This is a genomic window from Aliiroseovarius sp. S1339 (assembly GCF_023195695.1).
In the GTDB taxonomy this organism is placed as follows: domain Bacteria; phylum Pseudomonadota; class Alphaproteobacteria; order Rhodobacterales; family Rhodobacteraceae; genus Aliiroseovarius.
Genome location: NZ_JALPQG010000001.1, coordinates 524981 through 550164, shown reverse-complemented (window position 1 = coordinate 550164; position 25184 = coordinate 524981). Strand labels below are relative to the sequence as shown.

The following is a 25184-nucleotide window of genomic DNA, read 5'->3' as shown; positions in this document are numbered from 1 at the left end:
TCAGCGGATGTTCAGCAGTCGGTCGACAGACAGCGGGCCTGCGCCTTTCAGCACCAAGGTCACCAGCAAAACCATCCAGAACAGGCGTTGATCCAAAATCACGCTGTCTGGAATGCGGTCAAACCATGCGCCCAGCGTTTCGGGCTGCTCAATCCCGCCGTGGCCAAAAAGGTCGGTCAGGCTTTGCACGACGACAAAGCCGATCATCCCAAGGGCGGTTAGGCGGGTCAGCAATCCGATGGTGATCAATAGCGGCAAGGCGAATTCGGCCAAGGTGCCCGCGACGACCACGGCCCAGTGGAACATGCCAAGCTGCCCGATGTCATACGATGCGGCCTCCATCGCTTTGGGGAAAATCTGCGCATAGGCGCCAAGGCTGGGTTGGAAAACGCCAAGCAGGCCGTCGCCCGTTTTGGTCAGCGCCGAGGCCCAGAAATACCCAAGCAAAGTCGCGGCAAAGGTAAAGCGGGCCAGCGTGGGCAGGGTGGCCGGGGCCAACCGCTCGGCCAAATCGGCAAGCGGGTTATGGAGATTTGCCAAGGCGCGCATGGCGGTATCCTTCCGAGTGTTCAGTCTGGTTTGTCGATGCCGATGATAGAGTGGGTTGCGATCAGAACGCCCAGAGTGGCTGTCAGATCGAAATCTGGTGTGTCTGCCGTGGCAAGCCCCAGCGCAGTGCCAAAGCTGCAACCTTTGATCAGGGAATTGACGAAACGCGCGCCACCATCGGGCAGCAGCTCGGCCACGGGATCAAAGCCGATGCGGCTGATCAGGATGGTCTCACCTCCGCCTTTGGGCTGTGGCCCACCCTTCATATTGAAATCCCAGATCGCCTTTGCCGGCCATTTGGTGATCAGAACCTCGCTGGCAGGCGACATCTGAAGCCGCGTCGCCATTAATGCGTGATGGTCCAGCTTGGTCAGGTCATCAGGGTTAACAGGTGCCGCGTCGCCCGCGTGATAGGCACGCCGCAGGGTCAGTTCCAACCGCGCCACATCGGGCAGGTATTTCAGATGAAGCGTGCCGGGGAAGCTTTCCAGAAACCCCGGAAGGGCGGCCCCGTAATGCATCATAAGGGGCGAGGTTGGCGGGTGAATGCGTAGGTAAACCTTTGCCATTTCGCGAAAAAATTCGTCGCCGACCAATTTGGCAAGCACGGGGAATCCCGTCAGCATCGCCTCGGATAAGCCATGCACCACGTTGTTGCGATAGACCGAGAACCGCTTGGAGACTTGTTGACCGTCGGGGTTGGTCAGCCCGTCCGGCACCGCCTGTTGTGGGTCAAGCAGGGCTTTGCGAAACGCCGTTTGCGTCACGGTCACATCACCTGTGCGGGGAAGGGTTTCAGCGCGCGTCATGCCGAGACCTGCGCGGCCAATGCTGGTTCCATGTGGCGCGTCGCGCGGGCGGCTTCGGCTTCCAGAATGTCCCAATCCGGCACGTCATTGTCCCATTCCACAAGGGCAGGGCGCGCGCCTGCACGGGCGATCACGTGGTCAAACAGGGTCCAGACGGGTTCGTCCACCGGCGTGCCGTGGCTGTCAATCAACAGCTTGCGACCCATCTCGTCGGCATCTTCGTCATGGCCGGCAAGGTGAAATTCTTCAACCAAGTCAAGCGGATAGGCGTCGATATAGGCGCGTGGATCAAAGTCCAGATTGGTCGCGGAGACAAAGACGTTGTTCACATCCAGCAGCAGCCCGCACTCGGTGCGCCGCGCGACTTCGCGCAGGAAATCCGGTTCGGACCACGTGCTTTCAGCGAAAGCTAGGTAAGACGACGGGTTTTCCAGCAGCATCTTGCGCCCAAGGTGATCCTGCACCTCGTTGATATGCGTGGTGATGCGGGTGAGCGTGTTGGTTGTGTAGGGCAGCGGTAAAAGATCGTTCAGGAACGCGCCGTCATGGGTCGACCACGCCAGATGTTCGGAAAACATCGCGGGGTTCAGCCAATCGACCAACCGCTTCAGGCGGGCAAGATGTTCGGGGTCCAAACGGGTTTCACCACCGATGGATAGGCCGACACCGTGCACCGAAATCGGGAAATGCTCGGCCAAGTGGCGCAGTTGCGCCATCGGACGTCCGCCGTCGCCCATGTAGTTTTCCGCGTGAATCTCAAGCCAACTGACCGTGCCGGGGTTGTCGATGAGGGCCGCAAAATGCTGCGGTTTGTATCCGACGCCCGCCCCGTTGGGCAACGTGTTGTCATGGGCAATATCAAGCATGGAAAGCTCCATCGAAAGCTCGGGTCAGGCGGTTGACTTGGCAAAGGGCGCAGGCTGGTCAGGCGCGATGGTGGCTCCGGCCGGACAACCGGCCAGAGCGATTTGCAACCAGATTTAGCTGGCAGGCAGGTTGGTATCCAGAGCCTCCAACGAGCCCTTCATCATCATGCCTTCAGCGTCGGTGACCTCCATGGTTTCGCACGTGCCGGCCGGAACTAGTTTCCAAGCGTTGCCTTGGTAGTCGACGGTGGAAGTCCCTGCGCAGGTGGTGCCGGGGCCAGCGGCGCAATCGTTTTGACCTGCAAGCGACACACCAAAGCATTTTTCCTGCTCGCCATCAGCGAAGGCGGGCACAGCGCTGGCGGCAACTGCGGCAGAGACTGCACCAAGAACGGCGACGGTTTTCATGTTGTTGGACATCAAGTTTTCCTTTCGGGTTTTATTCTCACCGCTCAAGGGCGGTAAGGGAAAGGTAAAGCGTGGGGGGCAGGCGGCTCCATTCACGAACGCGTAATTCACGGCTCCGTTAGCGGGAGTGATCGCTGCAAAGGCGCGTCATCTTCTTGGATTTGGCGCGGGTCTGCCGCGTTACGTCTTCATTTTAAAGGGATTATTGAGGAGTTTTGGAAATCTTTCCAGCAATCTTTGCTAAAACTCGACTGACTGCGGTTTCGAAAGTTTCAAAAAAAACGCGGAATGCTTGGCGTTTGTTACAGCCATTTTCGTGGCTCAGGTCGCGAGTCACGACCAACGTGAAGGTTTACGACGCGGAGCAGACTCAAAAAGCCCCGCACGTGGCGGGGCTTTTCACCTCTTTGGTGATGGGTTTAAACCAGATCGGGCGGCGTGGCTTCCTGTGCCAGCGCGATGGCAACCTCGTCCAAGGGCAGCACTTTCGAGTGCTTGTCGCCCAAACGGCGCATCGACACCGTTCCGTCTTCCACTTCATTTTTGCCACATGCCAGGATCACCGGCACCTTGCCGACTGAGTGTTCGCGGACCTTATAGTTGATCTTTTCGTTGCGAATATCAGCCTCGGCACGGATGCCTTTGGCGTTTAGTGCGGCGGCGACTTTTTGCACGTATTCGTCAGCATCTGACACGATCGAGGCGACGACCACCTGACGTGGTGCGACCCAAAACGGCAGCTTGCCCGCGTGGCTTTCAATCAGGATACCGATGAAGCGTTCGAACGACCCGAGCGTGGCGCGGTGCAACATCACGGGACGATGCTTGGCTCCGTCTTCGCCGACATAGTTTGCGTCCAGCCGTTCGGGCAGAACGAAGTCCACCTGGTGCGTGCCGCATTGCCAGTCACGGCCAATGGCATCGGTCAAAACGAACTCCAGTTTTGGTCCGTAAAACGCTCCTTCGCCGGGGTTCAATTCCGGTTCAATACCTGCGGCGCGGGTCGCGGCGAGAAGGGCAGTTTCGGCTTTGTCCCAGACCTCGTCCGAACCAGCACGCATTTCCGGGCGGTCCGAGAACTTGACCGAGAAACTGTCAAATCCCAAGTCTTTATAGACATTTGACAGGAAGGAAATGAATTCAGCCGTTTCGCTTTCGATCTGGTCTTCGCGACAGAAGATGTGACCATCATCCTGCGTGAAGCCCCGCACCCGCATGATCCCGTGCAGCGCGCCTGAGGGTTCATAGCGGTTGCATGACCCAAATTCGGCCATCCGCAGGGGCAGGTCGCGATAGGACTTAAGGCCCTGATTATAAATCTGAACGTGACAGGGACAGTTCATCGGCTTCAGCGCATTTACGGATTTCTCGCGCGCGTGCTCCTCGTCCACTTCAACGATGAACATATGCTCCTGATATTTTTCCCAGTGGCCCGAGGCCTCCCACAGTTTCCGATCCACGACCTGCGGTGTGTTCACTTCGACATAGCCGCCGCGCTTTTGCTGGCGGCGCATGTAATCCTGAAGCTCGGTGTAGATTGTCCAGCCGTTGGGGTGCCAGAAAATCTGGCCGGGTGCTTCTTCCTGCATGTGGAACAGGTCCATTTCGCGGCCCAGTTTGCGATGGTCACGCTTGGCGGCTTCTTCCAGCATATGAAGGTGTTTCTTCAACTGCTCTTTGTTCTGGAAGCCGACGCCATAGATCCGTTGCAACATCGCGCGATCTGAATCACCACGCCAATAGGCACCCGCCACGCTCATCAGTTTGAACGCGTCGGCGGGCAGTTGGCCCGTGTGTTGCAGGTGCGGACCGCGACACAAATCCTGCCAATGCCCGTGCCAATACATGCGCAGCGGTTCGTCGCCCGGAATGGCTTCGATCAGCTCGACCTTGTAGGGCTCGTTATTGGCCTCGTAGAATTTCACCGCGCGGTCACGGTCCCAAATTTCGGTCGTGACGGGTTCGCGCTTGTTGATGATCTCTTTCATCTTGGCTTCGATCGTACCGAGGTCTTCGGGCGTAAACGGCTCTTCGCGGTCAAAATCGTAATACCAGCCATCTTTGATGACCGGGCCAATGGTGACTTTCACGTCCGGCCAGATTTCCTGCACCGCGCGCGCCATCACATGGGCGAAGTCGTGGCGGATCAGCTCCAGCGCCTGCGTGTCGTCCCTCATCGTGTGAAGCGAGATCGACGCATCGTCGTTGATCGGCCATTGCATGTCCCAATGGGCACCGTCCACAGTGGCGGAAATGGCCTTTTTGGCAAGCGAGTTGGATATGCTCGCGGCGACTTCGGCAGGGGTCACGCCCGCGTCATAGTCGCGCGAATTGCCGTCAGGAAATGTAATGGAAATCTGGCTCATTGGCCTTCTCCTCGTCGTTTTGGCGCCCACGGAACGCCCGGTTGCGGGTTATGTGTGGGCGACTTTTGAACCTTGCGTGCGCGGCTGTCAACGGCTTGAAGGTCAAGTTGGGGATTGCAGAGCATTTCGCGCCCGGTATGGTTTGCGCGACACATCAGACGGGAAAGACCATGACCGACATTCAGTATCTCGACACCGCCAATGGCCGCTGCATCGCTTACGTGAAAACAGACGGGCAGGGGCCGACGATCCTGTTTCTGTCCGGCCTGAAGTCGGACATGGAGGGCACCAAGGCGGTCGCGCTTGAGGCTTGGGCCAAGGCCGAGGGGCGGGCGTTCCTGCGTTTTGACTATTCCGGGCACGGCAAAAGCTCGGGCGAGTTTACCGAAGGCTGCATCGGAGATTGGCATGAGGACACGCTGGCGGTTGTTGACCAGTTGATTGACGGCCCCGTACTGGCGGTCGGCAGTTCAATGGGCGGCTGGCAGTCGCTTTTGCTGGCGCGTGCGCGACCGGGACGGGTGGTTGGCCTTGTCACAATCGCGGCTGCGCCTGACTTCACCGAAGACGGCTATTGGGCCGGATTTTCCGATGATCAGAAGGCGGAGTTGGAGCGAGAAGGTTTTCTTACGCTGCCCTCGGATTATGACGAGGATTACGTCATCACCAAACGGCTGATCGAGGATGGGCGCAACCATCTGGTCCTGCGCAGCCCGCTGAAATTCGACATGCCGGTGCGGTTTGTGCAAGGGACCGAGGATACGGCAGTGCCGACAGCCCAAGCGGTGAAGCTTCTTGAACACGTTCAGGGCGACGACATCCGCCTGACGTTGGTGAAAGGTGCGGATCATCGCTTTTCAGATGAAGAATGCCTGCGCACCATTCAAAAGATGGTGAAAGTCGTATTGGCGCGCAGCTGATTGCCGCACCTTTCCGAAGGTCGCCCCAATAGCGCTTGCGCAATTTCCCCCTGCGCGGCAATGTCGCGACCGAGGCAAGACAGACAAGCGAGCGAATGATGCCAGATCCTGTGGTTTTGATCCCCGGAATGATGTGTGATGCGCGGGTGTTTGGCCCGCAAATCGACGATTTGTCGCGTGATCACACCGTCGTCATCGCGCCGCCGGTGGTTGGCGAGACGGTCCGCGAAATGGCAGCAAACATATTAGATCAACTGCCACCGCGTTTTGCGTTGGCGGGCATCAGTATGGGCGGGATCGTTGCTATGGAAATCGCCCGCAGCGCGCCGGAACGGGTGACCCGTTTGGCGCTTATTTCGACCACCCCGTTGCCCGACACGCCCGCGCAGGCAACTTGGCGCGAACCCCAGATCGTGCGCGCCAGTGCCGGGCGGTTGGACGAAGCGATGAACGAAACATTGTCACCCGACAATCTGGCCCCCGGCGACGGTCGTGACACCGTGGTCGCGCTGGTGCGCAGCATGGCGCATGGGCTGGGGGGCGAGATGTTCGTGCGTCAATCACGCGCGCTTCAACGCCGCCCGGATGCCCAACGCAGCTTACAGAAATTGCGCATTCCGACCATGGTGATGTGCGGCGCACATGACGGCCTGACCCCACCGAAACGGCACGAGATCATGGCCGCGCTTATCCCCGGGGCCGAGCTTGTGATCTTGCCAGAAGCCGGACATCTGCCAACAGTCGAAGTGCCACAGCAGGTCAATATCGGCCTGCGTGCTTGGCTTGATTTGCCGCCTGAGCTTCATTGAATAAAAGTAGGCAATAAAACAAAAAAAGGCGCGCAAGGCCGCGCGCCCTTTCCATTGTCAGCCAGCTAGTCTTATTCGCCAACGGCCCTAACAACCTTAAGTTTGGTGCTTTTGGCAGGGGCTTTCTTTGCCCGTTTTTTTGCGGCCAGCGCGGCGTGACGTCCGGCGTTCTGGTCGATAAAGTCCAGAACCAGCGGGCGGATATTATTGCGCCAGCTTTTGCCGGCGAAGATGCCGTAATGCCCTGCGCCGTCCTCGACATGGCTGGCTTTCTTGTCTTCAGGCAAGCCGGTCAGAAGGTCCAGAGCGGCGATACATTGGCCGGGGGCGGTGATGTCGTCACTCGTGCCCTCGACAGTTTTCACCGCAACGTCGGTGATCGCGCCAATGTCGATCTTGTGGCCGTCAACAATAAACGCGTTCTTGGCTATTTCGCTGTTTTTGAACACCCGTTCGACCGTGGTCAGATAAAACTCGGCCGTCATGTCCATGACTGCAAGATATTCGTCATAAAAGCGGTTGTGTTTGTCGTGATCAGACGCTTCGCCCTTCGCCACGCGCATGATCTGTCCCGAGAAAGCCTTGGAATGGCTTTCGGCGTTCATCGACATAAAGCCCGCCAGTTGCAAAAGGCCCGGATACACCATCCGACCCACGCCCTTGTATTTGAACCCAACCCGCTGGATTGCCAGTTCTTCCAGCTGACCCATCGTTACACGACGTCCGAAGTCGGTCACGTCAGTGGTGGCGGCGTCTGGGTCGATCGGGCCACCAATCAGGGTGAGCGTTTGCGGCTGCGCCTCTGGGTCAAGTTCGGCCAGATAGGCCGTCGCGGCCAGCGTCAGCGGGGCCGGTTGGCACACCGCGACAACGTTGATGTCGGGGCCAAGATGGCGCATGAAATCAACCAGATAAAGGGTGTAGTCCTCAATATCAAACTTGCCCTGGCTGACCGGGATGTCGCGCGCGTTGTGCCAATCGGTGATATACACCTCGGCATCGGGCAGCAGGCTGACAACGGTCTTGAGCAGAAGCGTGGCATAGTGGCCGGACATTGGCGCCACCAATAGGATGCGACGTTCCTTTTCAGGACGCCCCATAACCTTGAAATGGATCAGGTCGCCGAAGGGTTTTTCAACCAGCTTTTCGATCTGGACGACATGATCGCGCCCATCCTCGCCGACGACGTTTTCGATGTTCCAGTCGGGTTTTGTGACCATGCGGTCAAAACTGCGCTCTGTGACCTCGCCCCACGCCGCCAGAATTTGGAAGAACGGGTTCGGCACCAAGGCCGTCGCCGGATACGAACCCATGGCTGCGGCGGTTGCCCCCAGCCACTGATTCGTGTTGCGGATCGTCTCCATCAGGTCATAGGTCGCCATATAACGCATATGATATTAGCCTTTGATTTTTGCGCGCTGCATTCGCATAGTCGGTGTCATATGCAGATAATTCGATGCTGCACCTGCAGAAACCATAGGGGGGAATTCGTTTCATGACAACTGACCACGATAACAAAGGCCAGGAACTGAGTGAACTAAACCACAACCTCGCCCGTATCGAAGAGCTGTCAAAACGTCTGGCGAACATCATAGCCAATCGAAAAACCGTGCGGTCCAGCCTGCAGGCGCCGGGGCAGGATTTCTATATGAAAACTGCCGGAACGATCTGGGCAGATATGATGGCCAATCCATCGAAAATGTTCGAGCACCAAGTGTCCTATTGGGGCAAAGCACTTGAGCACGCGATCGAAGCGCAGGCCGCGTTGGCCAGCGGTGAATTCAAACCGCCCGAGGATAAGACTCCCAAAGATCGCCGTTTCTCGAACCCGCTGTGGGACTCGCATCCCTATTACAACTACATCAAGCAACAGTATCAGATCACAACGCAGACGATGAAGGACGCTCTGAAGAACGTCGAGGGGCTGGATGACGAAGACACCAAACGGTTCGAGTTCTTTAGCCATCAGATCATGGACATGATGAGCCCAACGAACTTTCTGGCGACCAACCCCGATGCGATGGAACGCGCGGTGGAGACGAAAGGTCAGTCGCTGGTTAAGGGGCTGGAAAACCTCGTCGCAGATCTAGAGGCCAATGACGGCGAACTGCTGGTGAAGCTGGTTGATGAAAGCGCCTTTGAAGTTGGCAAAAATATCGCAACCACGCCGGGGCAGGTGGTTTTTCGAAACCGGATGATGGAACTGATTCAATATGCACCCACCACTGAAAAGGTGCACACGACGCCGTTGATCATCTTCCCGCCCTGGATCAACAAGTTTTACATTATGGACCTGAAAGAACAAAACAGCCTGATCAAATGGATCGTTGATCAGGGCTATACCCTGTTTGTGGTCAGTTGGGTGAACCCGGATGCGTCCTATGCGGACGTTGGTCTGGGCGACTACATCGAAGACGGGTATTTGGCGGCCATGCGCGAAGTGAAGGCGATCACCGGCCAGAAAAAGGTCAATGTGGTTGGCTATTGTATCGCCGGAACGACCTTATCGCTGACCTTGTCGCTGATGAAGAAGCGCGGCGACAAATCGGTGAACTCCGCGACCTTCTTCACGACTCTGACCGATTTCTCGGATCAGGGCGAAGTGGGTGTTTTCCTTGATGAAGACTTCGTCAGCGGGATCGAGGAAGAAGTGGCCGAACGGGGCTATCTGGACAGTTTCTTCATGTCGCGCACCTTCTCGTATCTGCGGCCAAACGACCTGATCTATGGCCCTGCCATCAACAGCTATATGTTGGGTAAGACACCACCCGCGTTTGACCTTCTGTATTGGAACGGAGACAGCACAAATCTGCCCGCAAAGATGACGGTCGAATATCTTCGTGGCCTGTGTCAGGGCAACCAGTTTGCAAAGGGCGATTTCTTTCTGCTGGATGAGCACCTGTCGATCGAGGATGTGGATGTTCCTCTGTGCGCCATCGCCTGCGAGACGGACCATATCGCCGCTTGGAAATCGTCCTATGACGGTATGCGCCAGATGGGTTCGAAGGACAAAACCTTCATTGTGTCGCAAAGCGGCCATATCGCAGGGATCGTCAATCCGCCGTCGAAAAAGAAGTATGGCCACTACACCAACGAGGAATGGCCGGCAGCCTCCGGGGACTGGATGGAGGGGGCGACCTTCAACGAAGGCTCGTGGTGGGGGCGTTGGGATGCGTGGCTTAGCAAGCGTTCGGGCAAGGAGATTGAGGCCAGAGAAGTCGGCGATTCGTCGCACAAACCCTTGGCACCTGCCCCCGGAACCTATGTTGTTGCGAAACCAAACACCTGATTTTCAACAACTTATAATTGCTTTATGCTGCAGTGCAGAAAAAGCTTGATTTGCTGCGCTGCAGCATGCATATTGTCGTTAGTAAGAAATTCAGGCGCCGACCTCCTCCCCGGCGCGAAACCTCGGAGATACGACAATGACTAAGACACAAGACTTCACCAAAATGTTCCAAGACATGCTGGGCAACTTCCCCGTTGACATGTCGGTCGCACAAGACGCTTTCAAAAACCAAGCTGCTCTGGCCGAAAAAATGTCGAAAGTTGCTCTGCAAGCTGCAGACAAATCGGCTGAAATCTCGACCAAATGGACCAAAGAAACTCTGGCCAAAATGGGCGACGTAACGACTGCTAAAGAAGAAGCTGCTGATTATGGCAAAGCCGTAACCGACTTCGCTTCGGCTCAGGCCGAGCTGGCAGCTGAAAACATGGCTGCTTTCGCTGAAGTTGCTAAAAAAGTTCAAGCTGAAACTGTTGAACTGATGATGGCTGCTGGCAAAGAAATGGGCGACGAAGCTCAGGCTGTTGTCAAAAAAGCAACCAACGAAGTACAAGCTGCCGCTAAAAAAGCGACTGCTAAGTAAGCGAATTTCACCGGATACAAACTCTGCGTCCGGCCTATTCGAGAAGGGCGAGCCTTGTGCTCGCCCTTTTTTCTTATGCAGCGCGCAACACCCCCTCACGTAAACTTTGATCAAAAAGGCTTGCCTTTGATGCTTGCGCTGTTAGGATTTTGCAGTGCAGCAACAAGAAATTGCTGCAGGGAGGTATCATGCCACAGAAACAAGAACCGCTGCTGATCAAACGCTATGCAAGTCGGCGCCTATATAACACCGAGACGTCCGATTACGTGACGTTGGAGGATATCGCCAGATTCATCCGCGATGGTCGCGAAGTGCAAATCATCGACCTAAAGTCGGGTGATGATTTGACGCGGCAATACCTGCTGCAGATCGTTGCCGAACATGAAAGCCGCGGGGAAAGTGTTTTGCCCGTGGATGTGTTGACCGATCTGGTGCGGTCCTACACCACGCAGGCGCAAAGCATTGTGCCGCAGTTTCTGGCCGCCAGCTTTGAAATGCTGCGCGACGGGCAATCCAAAATGCTGGGCAGCCTTGGGCCGATGGGAAACCCCTTATCTAAGATGCCGGGGTTCGAGGTGATGCAAGCGCAGCAAGAGGCCTTTATGAAGGCGATGATGGGCGGATATTCCGGCGCGTCCTCATCTTCGGATGAAGAAGATGATGCATCTGAGAAAAAAAATGATGGGTCAAGCGACGAGCTGGATGCCATCAAAAAACAACTGGCTGAATTGCAAAAGAAGCTGTCGGGCCTTGGCTGACGCGAAAACGTGGTCGGCAAGCAAAAAGGGACGCGTCTTAGCCGCGTCCCTTAGTCATTTCCATCCAGATTAATCCGCCGATCAGTAGGTGCGGATCAGGCCAACCAGTTTGCCCTGAACCTTCACCTGACCTTCAGGCAGCAGGCGTGTTTCATAGGCCGGGTTGGCCGCTTCCAGCGCGATCATCCCGTCATTTTTGCGAAACCGTTTCAGAGTCGCCTCATACCCGTCTACCTGCGCCACGACGATATCGCCGTTCTGGGCCTGACTGGTTTCACGGATGATCACAACGTCGCCGTTATTGATCCCGGCATCAATCATCGAGTCACCTTTGACCTCAAGCGCATAGTGGCGTCCACCAGTTGCGAGCATTGTTTCGGGCACTGACACGTGCTGTGCACCGTCGGTGATCGCCTCGATCGGTTCACCGGCGGCAATGCGGCCCATCAAGGGAAGGTCGCTGACGCCCAGACCTTCCAAGGGAATTGCGGCTGGCGGGGTGCGATCAGGCCGGTGACCGTCTATCACACGTGGTTCAAACCCTGCGCGACCGGAATTCTCCAACGGCTCGGGCAGTTTCACGATCTCAATCGCGCGGGCACGATGGGCAAGGCGACGAATGAAGCCACGTTCTTCCAACGCGGTGATCAAACGGTGGATCCCGGATTTGGATCGCAGGTCGAGCGCCTCTTTCATTTCATCAAATGATGGGGGAACACCTTCGCGTTGAATCCGTTTATTAATGAAATCCAACAGTTCCAACTGCTTGCGCGTCAACATGCTCTCGCACCTCCATCATACTTTGATCCAAAGACGCCCTTTGGGGCGATGGTTTTGGACCGCCCTCGTTGCGGGGCGTTCAAGCAATGTTCTATCCCTGTTCCCTTTTTGTGTCAAGCATACACGTCAGGGGTGAGAGGTCTGGGTTTTGATCGTGTCAAATAGGCAAATATTCGAGCTGGTCGCTCGCAACCCGCTCCGAGTCGGACGGGGGGCGGATCGCCAAGGCGTTGGCCTGCGCCAGCACGCTCAGCAAGGCGCTGTCTTGGCTTTCGAATATGGTGATTTCGCCCCCATCAACGCGCGCGCGCATGTAATGTTCGCGTGACCCGTTGGCCTTTACGGCGGCTGTCAGCGTGGCGGTTCGACGAGGCGCAGGGGCCGCGCCCAAGCCCAACATGGCACGCAACGCTGGCACCAGAAAAACATGACCGCACACCATTGATGAGACCGGATTGCCCGGCAGTCCGATCATTGCAGCGTTCCCGATCCGCCCTGCCATCAGGGGTTTGCCGGGGCGCATCAACACTTTGTAAAAGCTCTGATCCATGCCCAGTCCGGCCGCCACGTCGCCGACCAGATCGTGATCGCCCACGGACGCGCCACCAATGGTCACAATCAGATCAGCGTCCGAGGCCAGTTCAAAGGCTGTGCGCAGGCTGTCTGCGTTGTCGCGCGCGATGGGCAACATGCGGGCGTGGCCGCCATTGGCCTCGATCAAGGCCTTCAGACCGAAGCTGTTGGACGCGATGATTTGGTCCGGGCCGGGGGCTTCACCGGGCATCACAAGCTCATCCCCCGTGGCCAGAAGCGCCACTTGAGGTTTGCGGGTCACGGTCAGTTCGGGCACGTTCATCGCCGCAGCCAATGCAAGGTCAGCAGGCGACAGAACGCGGGGGGCGGGGATCGTGTCGCCGGGCGCAAAGTCAGCACCGGCGGGGCGCACATGCGGGCCTTGGTCCAGCTTGCGCGCCAGTGTGATCAGGTCGCCCTTTCGCTCGACATCCTCTTGAATAATCACGCGATCCGCGCCGGTAGGCATTGGTGCGCCAGTGAAAATGCGCACGCATTCGCCGGGGCCGACTTTTCCGCCAAACCCATGCCCCGCCGCACTTTCGCCGATGACACGGAACATCGCCTCGGGGTCAGCTTCGACCCCGTTCAGCGCATAGCCATCCATGGCGGACGCGGCAAAAGGAGGTTGCAGCCGGGTCGCGGTAACAGGGGCCGCAAGCACGCGACCAGCGGCGTCGGCCAGCGTCACCTCTTCGCTGTCCAGTGGCGTGACAAGATCGAAGATGGCGTCCAGCGCCTGGGTCACAGTGATCATCAGCTTGCCCCAGAATCCCGCGTGTAAATCCCGGATTTTCCGCCTTCCTTGCGCAGCAGGCGGATGCCGGTGATTTCCATCCCCTTTTCCGCGGCCTTCAGCATGTCATAGACGGTCAGGCAGGCGACGGATACGGCGGTCAGCGCTTCCATCTCGACGCCCGTTTGCCCGCCAGTCTTGACGGTCGCGGTGATCCGCACGCCAGGCAGGTCGGGGGCAGGGGTCAGGTCTAGCGCGACCTTGGTGATGGGCAGTGGGTGGCACAGCGGGATCAGGTCCGAGGTGCGTTTCGCCCCCATGATCCCGGCCAGCCGCGCCACGCCCAGCACGTCGCCTTTCTTGGCGCTCCCCGACGTAACCAACGCCAGCGTCTCGGGCGTCATTTTCACAAAGCCTTCCGCCAGCGCAACCCGGTCGGTCACAGCCTTGTCGGACACGTCGACCATATGGGCCTGCCCGTCGTCGTCGAAATGGGTGAGGGGGGATTTGTCGCTCATGCGGGCACCGGGTTGGCGAGGAGGTTTCGGGTCGCAGCCTCAACATCGTCTTGCCGCATCAGGCTTTCGCCGATGAGGAAGGACCGCGCGCCATATTCGGCGATATCCGCCAGATCCTGCGGTGTCGACAGCCCGCTTTCGCACACAAGGTGACGGTCGGCGGGGGCTAATTTCGACAGGCGGCGGGTGGTGTCGAGCGACGTCTCGAACGTCTTCAGGTTTCGGTTGTTGACGCCCAGAAGCGGGGATTTCAATGCAAGGGCGCGGTCAAGTTCGTCCTCGTCATGCACCTCGATCAGAACGTCCATGCCCCATGAAAAGGCCGCGTCCTCAAGTTCTTGCGCTTGCGCGTCTTCCACGGATGCCATGATGATCAGGATGCAGTCTGCGCCCAAAGCGCGCGCTTCAGCGACCTGATAGGTGTCATACATGAAGTCTTTGCGCAGGGCAGGAAGGCTGACCGCCGCACGGGCTGCGATAAGGAACTCGTCCGCGCCTTGAAAGGACGGTGTGTCCGTCAGAACCGACAGGCAAGTCGCGCCGCCAGCCTCATAGGCGCGGGCCAATGCGGGCGGGTTGAAATCGGCGCGGATCAAGCCTTTGGACGGGCTGGCCTTCTTGACTTCGGCAATCAGGCCATAGCCTGTTTCAGCAGCCTTCATCAGGAAGGCGGCAAAGCCCCGCGTGGGGGAAGCGTCACGGGCGGCGGCCTCAACCTCGGACAGGGGGCGGGCTGCTTTGCACGCGGCCACATGGTCCAGCTTGTAGGCTTTGATCTTGTCTAAAACAGTGCTCATGGTCTTGGTTTATGCCTTCGTGCGCTGGGGGGCAAGGCGTGGAATGTCACGCCGCCGAGGTCAGCTTTGCCAGTGCTTCGATCTTTGCTTTCGCGGCCCCGCTGTCGATACTGTCAGCGGCCATTTCAACACCGGATTTCAGGTCGCCCGCCTTGTCAGCCACCACCAAAGCAGCGGCGGAATTCAGCAGCACTGCATCGCGAAAGGCGGATGCCTCGCCCGCCAGCAATGCGCGGAAGGCGACGGCATTCTCGGCTGGTTCTCCACCAAGGATAGACGCAAGCCGGTGCACCGGAAGCCCCGCATCTTCGGGGTGAATTTCGCGCGCATGGATCTTGCCATCCTCAAGGGCTGCCACAGACGTCACCCCGGTGATCGAGATTTCGTCCATCCCGTCCGCCCCATGCACCAGCCATGCTTTCTCTGATCCCAGTGATTGCAGCGTTTCCGCCATCGGAAAGATCAGGTCGGCGGCAAAGGCGCCGGTCAGTTGGCGTTTGACACCGGCCGGGTTGGTCAGGGGGCCAAGGATGTTGAAGATCGTCTTGCACCCCATTTCCTGCCGCACGGGCATCACATGTTTCATCGCCGGGTGGTGCATGGGCGCCATCATGAAGCCGATGCCGACCTCGTTGATCGCGCGTTCGGCCACATCAGCACCGACCATGACGTTCACGCCCATCTCGGTCAGCGCATCCGCCGCGCCGGATTTGGACGACAGGTTGCGGTTGCCGTGCTTGGCGACCGTCACACCCGCGCCCGCCACGACAAAGGCCGTCGCGGTCGAGATGTTCAGCGTGCCCATCCCGTCGCCGCCCGTGCCGACAATGTCCATCGCACCGTCCGGGGCGCTGACCTTGGCGCACTTGGCGCGCATGACAGCGGCAGCGGCGGCGTATTCCGCGACGCTTTCCCCACGCGCCCGCATCGCGGCCAGGAGCGCGCCGATTTGGGCAGGGGTTGCTCGACCATCGAACAGTTCTTCAAAGGCAAGCTCGGCCTGCGCGCGGGACAGGGGGCCTTCGGTCGCGGCATAGATCAGGGTTTTCATCGCGTCACTCATGCCGACACCTTCGTTCTGTTCAGGAAGTTTTCCAGCATCTTGTGCCCGTGCTCGGACCGGATGCTTTCCGGGTGAAACTGCACGCCTTCGACCTCAAGCGTCTTGTGGCGCAGGCCCATGATCAGACCATTGTCCAGCTCGGCGGTGATCTCAAGGCAGTCGGGCAGGGTGTCGCGATCTACGACCAGCGAATGATAACGGGTGCCCTGCAACGGCGATGGCAGGCCATGAAACACCCCTTTGCCCTGATGTAGAATCTCGCCAATCTTACCATGCACGATCTCGGGCGCACGCACGACTTTGCCGCCGAACGCCTCGCCAATCGCCTGATGACCAAGACAGACCCCAAACAGCGGCACTTTTGCTTCGGCGGCGGCGGCGGTCAGGGGCAGACAGATGCCCGCCTGCGCCGGATCACAGGGGCCGGGGGACAGAACGATTCCATCCGCGCCCATGCCCATCGCCTCTTGCACATCCAACGCGTCGTTGCGTTTGACCACAACATCTGCCCCCAACTCTCCGAAATAATGGACGAGATTGTAGGTGAAACTGTCATAATTATCGATCAGCAAGATCATTGTGCGGCCTTTCACCAAGAATGTCTAAGCAGGGGTTACGTCCCGCGTTTGTCGGGCTATACATGATCCACGCAGGCACCGACGGTCAAGAGCGGCGCGTGCAAAGGATGAGGTTTCGAGGAGAGTAAGCCATGGCAAAAGGCTTCCTGTCAGGTGTGTTGTTGGGATCGGTTGTGTCGGTCGTTGGTTTGGGCGTTGTATCGCTGCAACTTGCCCCAGTGCAGCCGGGTCGGTTTGCCCCTGCGCCTGTCGATCAAGACGGAGCCCCAAGTGATGAGGCTGCGGCAGTTAGCCCGGACGCGCCCGAGGTCGATGACACGCCGCCCGATGCAATCAGCGCGCCGGATGCGCCATCGAACGTGGACAGCGCCGAAGTGTCGCCTGATGCCACAGCCGATGACGCAGTGCCGGTGCCGGACGCACCTGCCGCACCGCCAGAGCCGACTGCGCCAGACAACAGCGCGCCGGTTCAAACCGATGCGCCTGCCGCTGCACCTGCTGTAGCCGCGCCGGAAGCGGACCAACCGGACGCAGCGGATACGGACGAGGCCGCCGGCGCTGGCGAAGAAAGTCCAGCGCCCGACATTCCCCAAACCATTCCTGATCTGGCCAACACACCTCAGATCAAAAGCGACCCGGTGGCCCCCATTGGCGATCTGGCTGAAGGCGTGACAACCAACCGCCTGCCAACCATTGATGCGCCAGATGCCGATGGTGACGCGGACGCTGCAGATCCTGGTCCTGTTCTGGCTGATGTGACGACGCTGGCAATTGATATGAATGCGGCTGAGTTCACAAATCCCGACGGGCGCCCATTGATGTCGGTGGTGCTGATGGATCAAGGCGCTGACCGCCAGTCGCTTGGCGATTTGAAAAACGTGCCCTTCCCGATCAGCTTTATCGTAGAGGCAGGCGCGGATGATGCCGCCGAAGCTATCGCCTTTTATCGCGACGCCGGGGCCGAGGTGATCATTGTGCCGACACTGCCCGCTGGCGCGACCCCAACCGACGCCGAGGTTATCTTTCAGGCACAAGCTCCGCTGCTGGACCAGGCCGTGGCCGTGTTCATGGCTGAAGACAGTGGGTTTCAAAGTGACAGCCAGCTTGCCGCTCAGATTTCGCAGATTTTGGTCGCCAGCGGTCACGGTCTGGTGTCCGAGCCACAAGGCCTGAACACCGGACATAAAACCGCCCTGAAAACCGGCGTCGCATCCGGTATCGTGTTCCGCGAGTTGGATGGCGAAGGGCAGGATGGCAAAGTTATGCGCCGCTTTCTGGACAACGCAGCCTTCAAGGCCGGTCAGGAAAACGGTGTGATCATGATGGGTCAGGCGCGGGTTGAAACCCTGCAAGCCCTGATCGAATGGAGCCTTGGCAATCGGGTGAAATCTGTCGCCATGGCCCCGATCTCGGCGCTGCTTCTGGGCGGATAGATAGGATGGATTGGCGCGGCTCGAACCGTATTTGAAGGGTCTTATCTTCTCATCATACTTGCCCTGACCTCTACAATCGACTTGCCCAATCGGAAGGGCGCGGCAAAGCTGACCAGACAAAGCGCAAGGATTTGAAGGACCAAAATACTGGAATGCGACTGTAAGTATTCCCATTCGTCCTTCAGCTTGCCAACCTGCTCGATCAAATCATCATAGCTTTGCGCGATGATAAGATAGTCAGCGGCGATGGATGGCGCTGCAAGTCGGGTCTTTTCGACGGCCTCTTTGGTTTTGTCGTCAAGCGCCGCGAAAACCAAGAATCTTTCAACATCAAAGGCTTCCAGACGACCAACCATCTGGCGCATATCGTCTTCGCCCGCAGATTTTTCGGCACCGCGATTGCCAAACAGAAAACTCAGACCGGCAAGCGGTGCCACCTCGTCAGTAACGGCGATAAACAGCGGCAGATCAGAATTTGCGGCAGTAGATGCAGAAAGAAACTCAACTTTTTCGCACAAAGTCATCATGTTGGTGGTGCTGGCCGTTTCGCAAAACCTCAGCCTGAATCGTGCGGCATCGCGATCAAATGCGGCGGTTGCGCTGTAAGCCAGGTCGATTTGCCGGTCCAGCCGTGAACTATCGGCGGTATATAACCCTGCCACAATGGCCACTAACGCGCCAATACCCCCCAACACCACCCAGACCAGATCTGCGAATTTCCAAGCGCTGTGGCCAGCGGGTTTGCGAAACAGAAATGCAGTCCCTATCGCGCCGACGACAAAAAGGGACAGCAGAAGCTCCAATTGGTTGCTGGCGATAAACATCATGCGCAAAGTCTAGGGCCAGTTGGCGCGCTTGCAACATAGTAGGTGCGAAATTTTTGAAAACTCTGATGAACCGGCGATGTTTTGATCAGCCCGATAATGAGCAATCGACGAGGCGACCATCTTGGGCCGCCCTATGTGCGAGACGACCAAGAATGACGTAGACGCGGAAACATGGTATGACGCCGCCACCAGACTGCACAATGGGGCAGGCGTCATCGGCATGAAACCTTCCAAACAAAAAAGGAAGATCAGATGTCGTTTTATATGTTCAAAGGTCAATACAGCACGGATTCATTGCGCTCCCTCGTGGAGAAACCGCAAGATCGCGAAGCTGCCGCGGGGAAGATGATCGCGGCGATGGGTGGGAAGTTACACCACATGTTCTTTTGCTTCGGAGAAGATGACGTGATGGCGCTGATCGAAGCGCCAAGCGACGAAGTCATGGCGGCATGTGCCTTGGTGGTTGGCGCCTCGGGGACTATGGCGGGTGGATCAACGACCAAGCTCATGACCAGTAAAGAGGCCATGTCTGCGATGAAAAAAGCGCAGGAAGGCCAGAAGTCATATCAGGCCGTGGCAAGCTAGGCGTCTTGACCGCCAAGCAAAGAAAAAGGCCGGAGCATTGCCCAGGCCTTTGCGAGTAATAATCGGCGGATCGCTTACTTCAAAATCGATCGCCCGGCATATTCCGCTGTCTCGCCCAGCAGTTCCTCGATCCGGATCAGCTGGTTATACTTCGCCAGCCGGTCAGAGCGCGCGAGCGAGCCGGTTTTGATCTGGCCGCAATTGGTGGCGACGGCAAGGTCGGCGATGGTGGCGTCCTCGGTTTCGCCGGAACGGTGGGACATGACGTTGGTCATGCGCGCACGGTGGGCCATGTCGACGGCCTTCAGCGTCTCGGACAAGGTGCCGATCTGGTTCACTTTCACCAGCATCGAGTTGGCCGCGCCCTTGGCGATCCCTTCGGCCAGACGTTCGGGGTTGGTCACGAACAAGTCGTCGCCGACCAGTTGGATCTTGTCGCCCAACAATTCGGTCAGCGCGACCCAGCCGTCCCAGTCATCTTCCGACATGCCGTCTTCGATCGAGATGATCGGGTAGTCATCGCAGAGCGCTTTCAGGTATTGGGCATTCTCGTCGCTGGTCAGCGATTTGCCTTCACCTGAAAAGACATATTTGCCACCCTTGTAATACTCGGTCGCGGCGCAATCGAGCGCCAGATAGATGTCTTGGCCCGGCGTGTAGCCCGCTTTCTTGATCGCGTTCATGATAAAATCGAGCGCTTCACGGGTTGATCCGATATTGGGCGCAAAGCCGCCCTCATCCCCGATGCCGGTGGACAGACCAGCGGCCGACAGCTCTTTTTTCAGGGTGTGAAAGACTTCTGACCCCATGCGCACGGCTTCGCGAATGTTTTCCGCTGCGACCGGCATGATCATGAATTCCTGAATGTCGATCGGATTGTCGGCATGTTCGCCGCCATTGATGATGTTCATCATCGGCACCGGCAACACCCGCGCGGACGCTCCGCCGACATAGCGATAAAGGGGCAGGGCGGACGCGTCTGCGGCGGCTTTCGCCACAGCCAGAGACACACCCAGAATGGCGTTGGCGCCAAGGCGGGCTTTGTTGGGCGTGCCGTCCAACTCGCACATGGTCGCGTCGATGGCTTCCTGTTCTGTCGCGTCAAAGCCGACCAGCGCATCGGCGATCTCGCCGTTCACGGCTTCGACCGCATCCAGAACGCCTTTGCCCATGTAACGCGCCTTATCACCATCTCGCTTTTCAACCGCTTCGTGCGCGCCGGTGGAAGCGCCCGATGGCACTGCCGCGCGGCCCAGCGTGCCGTCGTCCAGAATGACATCCACCTCGACGGTGGGGTTGCCGCGGCTGTCCAGAATCTCGCGGGCGAAAATATCGACGATGGTGCTCATGTTAGCGCTCCCAATAAGAAGAAAACTTCAGTTGAGGCTCTTTAGCGCGTCCTGCGCCTTTCGACAACTGTCATGCAGCTTGTTCGGGCGCCTCGTCGCGGGTGGCGCGGCGTTCGCGCAGGAAGGTATAGATGCCCATGCCGATCACGATGCTGGCGCCTAGATAGGTCCATCTGTCCGGGTTTTCGTCAAACACGATCATGCCAAGGATCATCGAAAAGATCAGCCGGGCATAGCGAAACGGCATGATGATCGAGGTTTCGGCGATCCGCATCGCCAGAACGATCGCGTAATACCCGGACACGCCAAAGCAGATTGCGCCCAGGATAAACGCCCATTCGACCCCGACTGGCATGACGAACGGGGCGGTGAAAATCGACATGGCAAGCCCTGCCGGGATCACTGCGGCGAACCCATAGAAAGCCACGCTGACGGAGGGGATGGTAGGGTCGAGCTGGCGCGTCAGCAGATCGCGCAGTGCGATGCCGAAAACGGCCGCCAGTGGAAGTAGAGCGGCGATTTGAAAGCCCTCAGCGCCCGGTCGAATGATGATCAACACGCCGATAAACCCGACCGCGATGGCGGTCCAGCGGCGCCAACCGACCTGTTCACCCAAAAACAGCGCAGCCCCTGCGGTGATGGCCAGCGGCGTGGCTTGAAAGACGGCCGCCACGGTCGAGATCGGGACAAGTGATAGCGCGGTGATGAAGAACATCGCCGATATCGCCTCGGACGCGTTGCGCCACAGCATGATGGGTGCGCGCATGTCGCGATGCACCAGCGGGGCCAATGTGCCGCGTTGGACATAGGTCAGGATGGCAAACGCCACCGACCCGCCAAGCCCCAGCATGACCAAGACCTGCGACACGGGCAGGCCGCGCGACATGGATTTGATAAACGTATCCTCGACCGCGAAAGCGGCCATGGACACGATAACAAGGATGATGCCGCGGACATTTTGCATGGAGGGCTCAGACGACTGTGGGTGAGGCAGAAAGAACAATCCGGCGACAGAACCCGGTTTTCGCACCCAAAGCAAGATGTGATCGGTGATGAAACCGATCACCGGGCGCGATGGGGAGCGCCTATTCCTTGTCTTTCTTGCGCACGCCGTAAAGCTCCAACCGGTGGCCCTTCAACTCATAGCCCAGCTTGGCGGCGATCTTTTCCTGCAGGGCTTCGATTTCGGGGTCCAGAAACTCGATCACCTGCCCAGAGGTTAGGTCGATCAGATGGTCGTGATGATCGCGGTCCGCACTTTCATAGCGCGCGCGCCCATCACCGAATTCGTTTTTGACAAGGATGCCGGCTTCTTCAAACAGCTTCACGGTGCGATAAACCGTGGCCAGCGAAATGCGATTGTCCAGTCGGGCGGCGCGGGCGTGCAGTTCTTCGACATCGGGGTGGTCGCGATGCGCTTCTTCCAGGATACGTGCGATCACCCGGCGCTGGCCAGTCATGCGCAGACCCAAATCCTCGCAACGTTTCAGAATGGATGCTTCGGACATTGTGCCCCCGTTTCTCGATCTGCCTGCCCCCCTTATGGCGCGAAATCTGAGCGGGGGAAATGGTCAGTTGGTTTCGCTGCGCATTGGATGAAATATTCGGGGCGGAAATCTCTGACCATGCGGGGTGTGGCTCGGCGGCCGAGGCACAACTTTTCGCACGACAACTGGCTGGTGATTGGTGCGTCGGCACGATTGTGCGCCGCACGGCCGGTTGTCCTGCCCTTGCCAAGCAGGCAAAGAACGTCCGATAGTCGGGGTTGAGACCGCAGGGCTGATCTGCGGCAGTCAGGAATGGCGGATATAATTGACGAGTATTCAAAGCAAAAGAGCCCGATCCGAAGATCAGAAGGTTGAACGACACGTTGCGATCCTCTCAGCAGCGCGTGATCTGATAGAAGAGCTCGGCTGTGATGGCGTCACGATGAGCGCTTTGGCAAAACGTGCGGGTCTGGCGAAAGGGACGTTGTATCTTTACGTGCGCACCAAGGAGGAACTGTTCCTTCTGTTATTCGTCGATGCATTGGAAGATCTAGTCACCCGGCTCGAAACTGAATCGGGGCTTACCGCCGATCCCGACCAACTGGCGGCTTATTTGACGGACCTGTCGCAAGATACCCCGCTTTTTCTGCCTCTGTATGCCCGGCTGGTCGCGGTGATCGAAGCAAACGTGGCGGATGAGGCGTTGTTTTCGGCCAAGCGCAGCATGGCAGCGAAAAGTAAGCGCATCACAGTGCATCTGGCCAAGCTCCTACAGCTTGACGCCGCGCGCGCTGAACTGGTGACCCGCGTGTTGATGAATGTGTTGCAGGGAACGGCCCAGTTTGATCTGACCTCGGGGCGCGATCCAGAAGGCTTGCCCGAAGACCTGCGCGATGCATTTGCCGTCAATGCATTCGCTCGCAATTTCCGCCCTGCCGCCGAGTTGATCCTGAGGGCCATTTTGGCAAAAGACGACTGATCCAAGCTGCTTGGATGAATGGCACCCCGGTTTTGTTACATCAACTCTGGCTCGCGGCCCAAACGGGACGCCAACGGGGCCACGGTCAGCCCTTGCACGATGATTGAGAACACAACGATAATATAGGTCGCCGTCAGGATCAGCGGTTTCCATTCATTGTCGGGCAAGCTCAGCGCCAGGGCGACCGAAATCCCGCCCTTTAAGCCGCCCCATGTCATGATCGGCACCACGCCCTTTGAAAAACTGCGGAAGGGTTTGAGCAAGAACACGGGCACAGCGACAGCGGTCAGGCGGGCAAACAGGGCCAGAATGATCGACAGAACACCGGCGGTTACGGCGTCGGTGGTGAAGGCGACGGCGAAGACCTCGAACCCGATCATCAGGAACAGGACCGCGTTCAGGATCTCGTCGATCAGCTTCCAGAAGGCTTCGACATAGCGGCGGGTTTCTTCGGTCATGCCGTGTTTGGTGCCAACATCGCCAATCAATAGCCCCGCACAGACCGCCATGATCGGGCCGGACACATGCAGCGCCACGGCCAACTCGTACCCGCCAAACGCCAGCCCAAGCGTCAGCAGCACCTCCAGCGAATAGTCGTCAATGTGGCGCATCACGCGGAAGGTCAGCCACCCCAGCACAACGCCCAGCACCGCGCCGCCGACGGCTTCTTGAAAGAACAGGGTGAAGGCGGCTTCAATACTCGGGTCGCTGGCATGGTCACCGTGTCCTGTGGGAAAGGCCAGCCCCACCAGCACCAGAAAAACCACATAGCCGACGCCGTCATTGAACAGGCTTTCGCCCGCAATCTTCGTCTCAAGCGATTTTTGCAGATTGGCTTCGCGCAACACACCCAGAACAGCAACCGGGTCGGTGGGGGAAATCAATGAGCCGAAAACCAGCGCGATCAGCAACGGTGCGCCAGTCAGCCAACTGAACCCGACGCCGACCACCACGGTGGACAGCGCGACGCCCATCGTCGCCATGAGGAACACGACGCCCCACTGCGCCCGCAAATGGCGGATTTTCACATGCAACGCGCCGGCAAACAGCAGCAGACCCAACATGCCCTCAAGCAACGTATCGGAAAAATCAAGGTTCTCGACCGTGGTGCGAACCTGATCGGCAACCCCCATCGCCGGGATGAGAAAATCCAGCCCCATCAGCGCCAGAGACGCCATCAGCGATACCAGCAAAATCCCGATGGGCGAAGGAAGCTTCAGGAACAGGTAGTTAATCGACCCGAACACTCCGGCCAGAACAATCAGAAGCGATGTGATTTGCAGAATGTTCATGCGGAGCCCCGAAGCATCATTTGCCGCCCTCTTAACACGCAGGGGTCACATGACAAACGTTCAAGATAAACTTGCTGTGGGCGAAGGATAGTCGGTCAGTCTTTGACGCGGATCCGCGCCCAGACCGGCAAGTGATCTGACGCCACCTTTGCCAAGGGGGATTGGTCCACACCCGCGTCGCGCAGTTCGACGCCCGCGCTGAGCGCCAAGCGGTCCAACCCGGCGACTGGGCGGGACGCATGAAAGGATCGACCGGGCGAGATGATATCGAAGTTATGTTCCAAAGGCTCGAACCCGCGTTTCGGAGACCATTCGTTGAAATCCCCCATGATCAGCGTGGGAAGTGGTGTGATCGCGAGTTTTCTTGCCAGTTGGCGCATTTGCTGATGGCGATAGGGGCGCAACAGGCCCAGATGAGTGCCGACAAGCTTCAGCCGCCCAGCGATTTCAACCGAAACGGCACCGCGCGGCTCAAGCCCCGGCAATTCCAACTGCTCCATGGCGTGGAAGGTCAGCCCCTTGCGCACAAGGATCGCATTGCCATGGCTGCCAAGTGACACGCCATTGCTGGCAAATGGCACGGGGACAAAATCAGTTTCGTCTTCCAGCATGCGGCGCGGAAGCGCGGACGGGCGCGCACCAAGGCGGCGGTCGGCTTCCTGCAGCACGATTACATCGGCATCCAGATGGTTGATCACGTCCAAAATGCGGTGCGGGTCGCGACGCCGATCAAGGCCCACGGCCTTACGCATATTGTATGTCGCCAGTTTCAGGTTCAGGTCATCGGAACTCATACCAGCAACTTAATCAACGCGGCAGGGCATTTCCAGACG

Annotated in this window: 26 protein-coding genes; 8 read left to right on the top strand and 18 right to left on the bottom strand. The window is 58.2% G+C overall.

The annotated features are described in order from the left end of the window. The 5 genes from MUY35_RS02535 to thrS all read right to left on the bottom strand — a co-directional run bounded on the left by MUY35_RS02535 (position 1) and on the right by thrS (position 4998). Positions 1-549 (bottom strand): DoxX family membrane protein, encoded by a 549-nt coding sequence (locus MUY35_RS02535; protein ID WP_248363690.1) that lies wholly within the window; start codon positions 547-549, stop codon positions 1-3. Between the two features lie 20 nt (positions 550-569). Beyond that, positions 570-1358 (bottom strand): DNA-binding domain-containing protein, encoded by a 789-nt coding sequence (locus tag MUY35_RS02530; protein ID WP_248363687.1) that lies wholly within the window; start codon positions 1356-1358, stop codon positions 570-572. After that, positions 1355-2224, bottom strand: coding sequence for a DUF692 domain-containing protein (locus tag MUY35_RS02525; protein ID WP_248363685.1), 870 nt, complete (start codon positions 2222-2224; stop codon positions 1355-1357). The genes MUY35_RS02530 and MUY35_RS02525 overlap by 4 nt, the downstream gene beginning before the upstream one ends. A 114-nt stretch (positions 2225-2338) precedes the next feature. Then, the gene (locus tag MUY35_RS02520) at positions 2339-2644 is read right to left on the bottom strand and encodes a DUF2282 domain-containing protein (RefSeq protein ID WP_248363683.1); all 306 of its coding nucleotides are present in this window, start codon (positions 2642-2644) and stop codon (positions 2339-2341) included. 407 nt (positions 2645-3051) lie between these two features. Next, positions 3052-4998 (bottom strand): threonine--tRNA ligase, encoded by a 1947-nt coding sequence (gene thrS / locus MUY35_RS02515; protein ID WP_248363682.1) that lies wholly within the window; start codon positions 4996-4998, stop codon positions 3052-3054. 170 nt (positions 4999-5168) lie between these two features. On the opposite strand from thrS, the gene MUY35_RS02510 reads away from it, so the two are divergent. Together MUY35_RS02510 and MUY35_RS02505 are read left to right on the top strand one after the other, a co-directional pair. Next, complete coding sequence (locus MUY35_RS02510) at positions 5169-5918, top strand: alpha/beta hydrolase (RefSeq protein WP_248363680.1); 750 nt, start codon at positions 5169-5171, stop codon at positions 5916-5918. 95 nt (positions 5919-6013) lie between these two features. Further along, entirely contained in the window at positions 6014-6727 is a 714-nt protein-coding gene (locus MUY35_RS02505) for an alpha/beta fold hydrolase (protein WP_348984492.1), read from the top strand. Positions 6728-6798: 71 nt separating this feature from the next. On the opposite strand, the gene phaZ is transcribed toward MUY35_RS02505, so the two are convergent. Then, positions 6799-8118: a polyhydroxyalkanoate depolymerase gene (gene phaZ, locus MUY35_RS02500; RefSeq protein ID WP_248363678.1), complete on the bottom strand. Its 1320-nt coding sequence runs from the start codon at positions 8116-8118 to the stop codon at positions 6799-6801. A gap of 104 nt (positions 8119-8222) precedes the next feature. Between phaZ and phaC the strand changes: the two genes are divergently transcribed. The 3 genes from phaC to phaR all read left to right on the top strand — a co-directional run bounded on the left by phaC (position 8223) and on the right by phaR (position 11354). Beyond that, positions 8223-10016, top strand: coding sequence for a class I poly(R)-hydroxyalkanoic acid synthase (gene phaC / locus MUY35_RS02495; RefSeq protein ID WP_248363677.1), 1794 nt, complete (start codon positions 8223-8225; stop codon positions 10014-10016). 136 nt (positions 10017-10152) lie between these two features. Further along, the gene (locus MUY35_RS02490) at positions 10153-10596 is read left to right on the top strand and encodes a phasin, PhaP (protein WP_248363676.1); all 444 of its coding nucleotides are present in this window, start codon (positions 10153-10155) and stop codon (positions 10594-10596) included. Positions 10597-10784: 188 nt separating this feature from the next. Further along, on the top strand, positions 10785-11354 hold the full coding sequence (gene phaR / locus MUY35_RS02485) for a polyhydroxyalkanoate synthesis repressor PhaR (protein ID WP_248363674.1): 570 nt from the start codon (positions 10785-10787) through the stop codon (positions 11352-11354). 81 nt (positions 11355-11435) lie between these two features. Here the strand turns inward: phaR and lexA are convergent, their stop codons facing one another. The 6 genes from lexA to MUY35_RS02455 form a co-directional block, all read right to left on the bottom strand. Further along, positions 11436-12134 (bottom strand): transcriptional repressor LexA, encoded by a 699-nt coding sequence (lexA, locus tag MUY35_RS02480; protein WP_248363673.1) that lies wholly within the window; start codon positions 12132-12134, stop codon positions 11436-11438. Between the two features lie 157 nt (positions 12135-12291). After that, the gene (gene glp, locus MUY35_RS02475; protein WP_248363671.1) at positions 12292-13464 is read right to left on the bottom strand and encodes a gephyrin-like molybdotransferase Glp; all 1173 of its coding nucleotides are present in this window, start codon (positions 13462-13464) and stop codon (positions 12292-12294) included. Further along, the gene (moaC, locus tag MUY35_RS02470) at positions 13464-13961 is read right to left on the bottom strand and encodes a cyclic pyranopterin monophosphate synthase MoaC (protein ID WP_248363670.1); all 498 of its coding nucleotides are present in this window, start codon (positions 13959-13961) and stop codon (positions 13464-13466) included. Before moaC ends, glp begins: the two co-directional genes overlap by 1 nt. Then, positions 13958-14758, bottom strand: a complete 801-nt coding sequence (trpC, locus tag MUY35_RS02465) for an indole-3-glycerol phosphate synthase TrpC (protein WP_248363669.1) — start codon at positions 14756-14758, stop codon at positions 13958-13960. Before trpC ends, moaC begins: the two co-directional genes overlap by 4 nt. 46 nt (positions 14759-14804) lie before the next feature. Next, positions 14805-15821, bottom strand: coding sequence for an anthranilate phosphoribosyltransferase (trpD, locus tag MUY35_RS02460; RefSeq protein WP_248363667.1), 1017 nt, complete (start codon positions 15819-15821; stop codon positions 14805-14807). Continuing rightward, on the bottom strand, positions 15818-16399 hold the full coding sequence (locus MUY35_RS02455; RefSeq protein WP_248363666.1) for an aminodeoxychorismate/anthranilate synthase component II: 582 nt from the start codon (positions 16397-16399) through the stop codon (positions 15818-15820). The genes trpD and MUY35_RS02455 overlap by 4 nt, the downstream gene beginning before the upstream one ends. Before the next feature lie 131 nt (positions 16400-16530). Here MUY35_RS02455 and MUY35_RS02450 point away from each other — a divergent pair, with 131 nt between their 5' ends. Beyond that, entirely contained in the window at positions 16531-17832 is a 1302-nt protein-coding gene (locus tag MUY35_RS02450) for a divergent polysaccharide deacetylase family protein (RefSeq protein ID WP_248363665.1), read from the top strand. A 41-nt stretch (positions 17833-17873) separates the two neighbouring features. On the opposite strand, the gene MUY35_RS02445 is transcribed toward MUY35_RS02450, so the two are convergent. Then, positions 17874-18659, bottom strand: coding sequence for a hypothetical protein (locus tag MUY35_RS02445; protein ID WP_248363663.1), 786 nt, complete (start codon positions 18657-18659; stop codon positions 17874-17876). 252 nt (positions 18660-18911) lie between these two features. On the opposite strand from MUY35_RS02445, the gene MUY35_RS02440 reads away from it, so the two are divergent. Next, the gene (locus MUY35_RS02440) at positions 18912-19244 is read left to right on the top strand and encodes a GYD domain-containing protein (RefSeq protein WP_248363662.1); all 333 of its coding nucleotides are present in this window, start codon (positions 18912-18914) and stop codon (positions 19242-19244) included. Positions 19245-19318: 74 nt separating this feature from the next. Here the strand turns inward: MUY35_RS02440 and eno are convergent, their stop codons facing one another. The 3 genes from eno to MUY35_RS02425 all read right to left on the bottom strand — a co-directional run bounded on the left by eno (position 19319) and on the right by MUY35_RS02425 (position 22101). Beyond that, positions 19319-20593: a phosphopyruvate hydratase gene (gene eno / locus MUY35_RS02435; RefSeq protein ID WP_248363660.1), complete on the bottom strand. Its 1275-nt coding sequence runs from the start codon at positions 20591-20593 to the stop codon at positions 19319-19321. A gap of 70 nt (positions 20594-20663) precedes the next feature. Continuing rightward, positions 20664-21557 (bottom strand): DMT family transporter, encoded by an 894-nt coding sequence (locus MUY35_RS02430; protein ID WP_248363659.1) that lies wholly within the window; start codon positions 21555-21557, stop codon positions 20664-20666. Positions 21558-21678: 121 nt separating this feature from the next. Beyond that, complete coding sequence (locus MUY35_RS02425) at positions 21679-22101, bottom strand: Fur family transcriptional regulator (RefSeq protein WP_248363658.1); 423 nt, start codon at positions 22099-22101, stop codon at positions 21679-21681. A gap of 304 nt (positions 22102-22405) precedes the next feature. Here MUY35_RS02425 and MUY35_RS02420 point away from each other — a divergent pair, with 304 nt between their 5' ends. After that, on the top strand, positions 22406-23059 hold the full coding sequence (locus tag MUY35_RS02420; RefSeq protein WP_282569152.1) for a TetR/AcrR family transcriptional regulator: 654 nt from the start codon (positions 22406-22408) through the stop codon (positions 23057-23059). 35 nt (positions 23060-23094) lie between these two features. Here MUY35_RS02420 and MUY35_RS02415 read toward each other — a convergent pair whose 3' ends face one another. Beyond that, positions 23095-24351, bottom strand: a complete 1257-nt coding sequence (locus MUY35_RS02415) for a sodium:proton antiporter (RefSeq protein ID WP_248363655.1) — start codon at positions 24349-24351, stop codon at positions 23095-23097. Between the two features lie 95 nt (positions 24352-24446). Further along, positions 24447-25145, bottom strand: coding sequence for an endonuclease/exonuclease/phosphatase family protein (locus MUY35_RS02410; protein WP_248363654.1), 699 nt, complete (start codon positions 25143-25145; stop codon positions 24447-24449). Positions 25146-25184 lie beyond the last annotated feature (39 nt).

Bases quoted from the DNA above. Each gene is read 5' to 3' on its own strand.
- MUY35_RS02530 (WP_248363687.1), bottom strand. From the start codon at position 1,358: ATGACGCGCGCTGAAACCCTTCCCCGCACAGGTGATGTGACCGTGACG.
- MUY35_RS02425 (WP_248363658.1), bottom strand. From the start codon at position 22,101: ATGTCCGAAGCATCCATTCTGAAACGTTGCGAGGATTTGGGTCTGCGC.
- MUY35_RS02440 (WP_248363662.1), top strand. From the start codon at position 18,912: ATGTCGTTTTATATGTTCAAAGGTCAATACAGCACGGATTCATTGCGC.
- phaZ (WP_248363678.1), bottom strand. From the start codon at position 8,118: ATGCGTTATATGGCGACCTATGACCTGATGGAGACGATCCGCAACACG.
- thrS (WP_248363682.1), bottom strand. From the start codon at position 4,998: ATGAGCCAGATTTCCATTACATTTCCTGACGGCAATTCGCGCGACTAT.
- MUY35_RS02445 (WP_248363663.1), bottom strand. From the start codon at position 18,659: ATGATGTTTATCGCCAGCAACCAATTGGAGCTTCTGCTGTCCCTTTTT.
- eno (WP_248363660.1), bottom strand. From the start codon at position 20,593: ATGAGCACCATCGTCGATATTTTCGCCCGCGAGATTCTGGACAGCCGC.
- MUY35_RS02525 (WP_248363685.1), bottom strand. From the start codon at position 2,224: ATGCTTGATATTGCCCATGACAACACGTTGCCCAACGGGGCGGGCGTC.
- MUY35_RS02450 (WP_248363665.1), top strand. From the start codon at position 16,531: ATGGCAAAAGGCTTCCTGTCAGGTGTGTTGTTGGGATCGGTTGTGTCG.
- phaC (WP_248363677.1), top strand. From the start codon at position 8,223: ATGACAACTGACCACGATAACAAAGGCCAGGAACTGAGTGAACTAAAC.
- lexA (WP_248363673.1), bottom strand. From the start codon at position 12,134: ATGTTGACGCGCAAGCAGTTGGAACTGTTGGATTTCATTAATAAACGG.
- glp (WP_248363671.1), bottom strand. From the start codon at position 13,464: ATGATCACTGTGACCCAGGCGCTGGACGCCATCTTCGATCTTGTCACG.
- MUY35_RS02455 (WP_248363666.1), bottom strand. From the start codon at position 16,399: ATGATCTTGCTGATCGATAATTATGACAGTTTCACCTACAATCTCGTC.
- trpD (WP_248363667.1), bottom strand. From the start codon at position 15,821: ATGAGTGACGCGATGAAAACCCTGATCTATGCCGCGACCGAAGGCCCC.
- trpC (WP_248363669.1), bottom strand. From the start codon at position 14,758: ATGAGCACTGTTTTAGACAAGATCAAAGCCTACAAGCTGGACCATGTG.
- moaC (WP_248363670.1), bottom strand. From the start codon at position 13,961: ATGAGCGACAAATCCCCCCTCACCCATTTCGACGACGACGGGCAGGCC.
- MUY35_RS02510 (WP_248363680.1), top strand. From the start codon at position 5,169: ATGACCGACATTCAGTATCTCGACACCGCCAATGGCCGCTGCATCGCT.
- MUY35_RS02430 (WP_248363659.1), bottom strand. From the start codon at position 21,557: ATGCAAAATGTCCGCGGCATCATCCTTGTTATCGTGTCCATGGCCGCT.
- MUY35_RS02535 (WP_248363690.1), bottom strand. From the start codon at position 549: ATGCGCGCCTTGGCAAATCTCCATAACCCGCTTGCCGATTTGGCCGAG.
- phaR (WP_248363674.1), top strand. From the start codon at position 10,785: ATGCCACAGAAACAAGAACCGCTGCTGATCAAACGCTATGCAAGTCGG.
- MUY35_RS02410 (WP_248363654.1), bottom strand. From the start codon at position 25,145: ATGAGTTCCGATGACCTGAACCTGAAACTGGCGACATACAATATGCGT.
- MUY35_RS02505 (WP_348984492.1), top strand. From the start codon at position 6,014: ATGATGCCAGATCCTGTGGTTTTGATCCCCGGAATGATGTGTGATGCG.
- MUY35_RS02415 (WP_248363655.1), bottom strand. From the start codon at position 24,351: ATGAACATTCTGCAAATCACATCGCTTCTGATTGTTCTGGCCGGAGTG.
- MUY35_RS02520 (WP_248363683.1), bottom strand. From the start codon at position 2,644: ATGTCCAACAACATGAAAACCGTCGCCGTTCTTGGTGCAGTCTCTGCC.
- MUY35_RS02490 (WP_248363676.1), top strand. From the start codon at position 10,153: ATGACTAAGACACAAGACTTCACCAAAATGTTCCAAGACATGCTGGGC.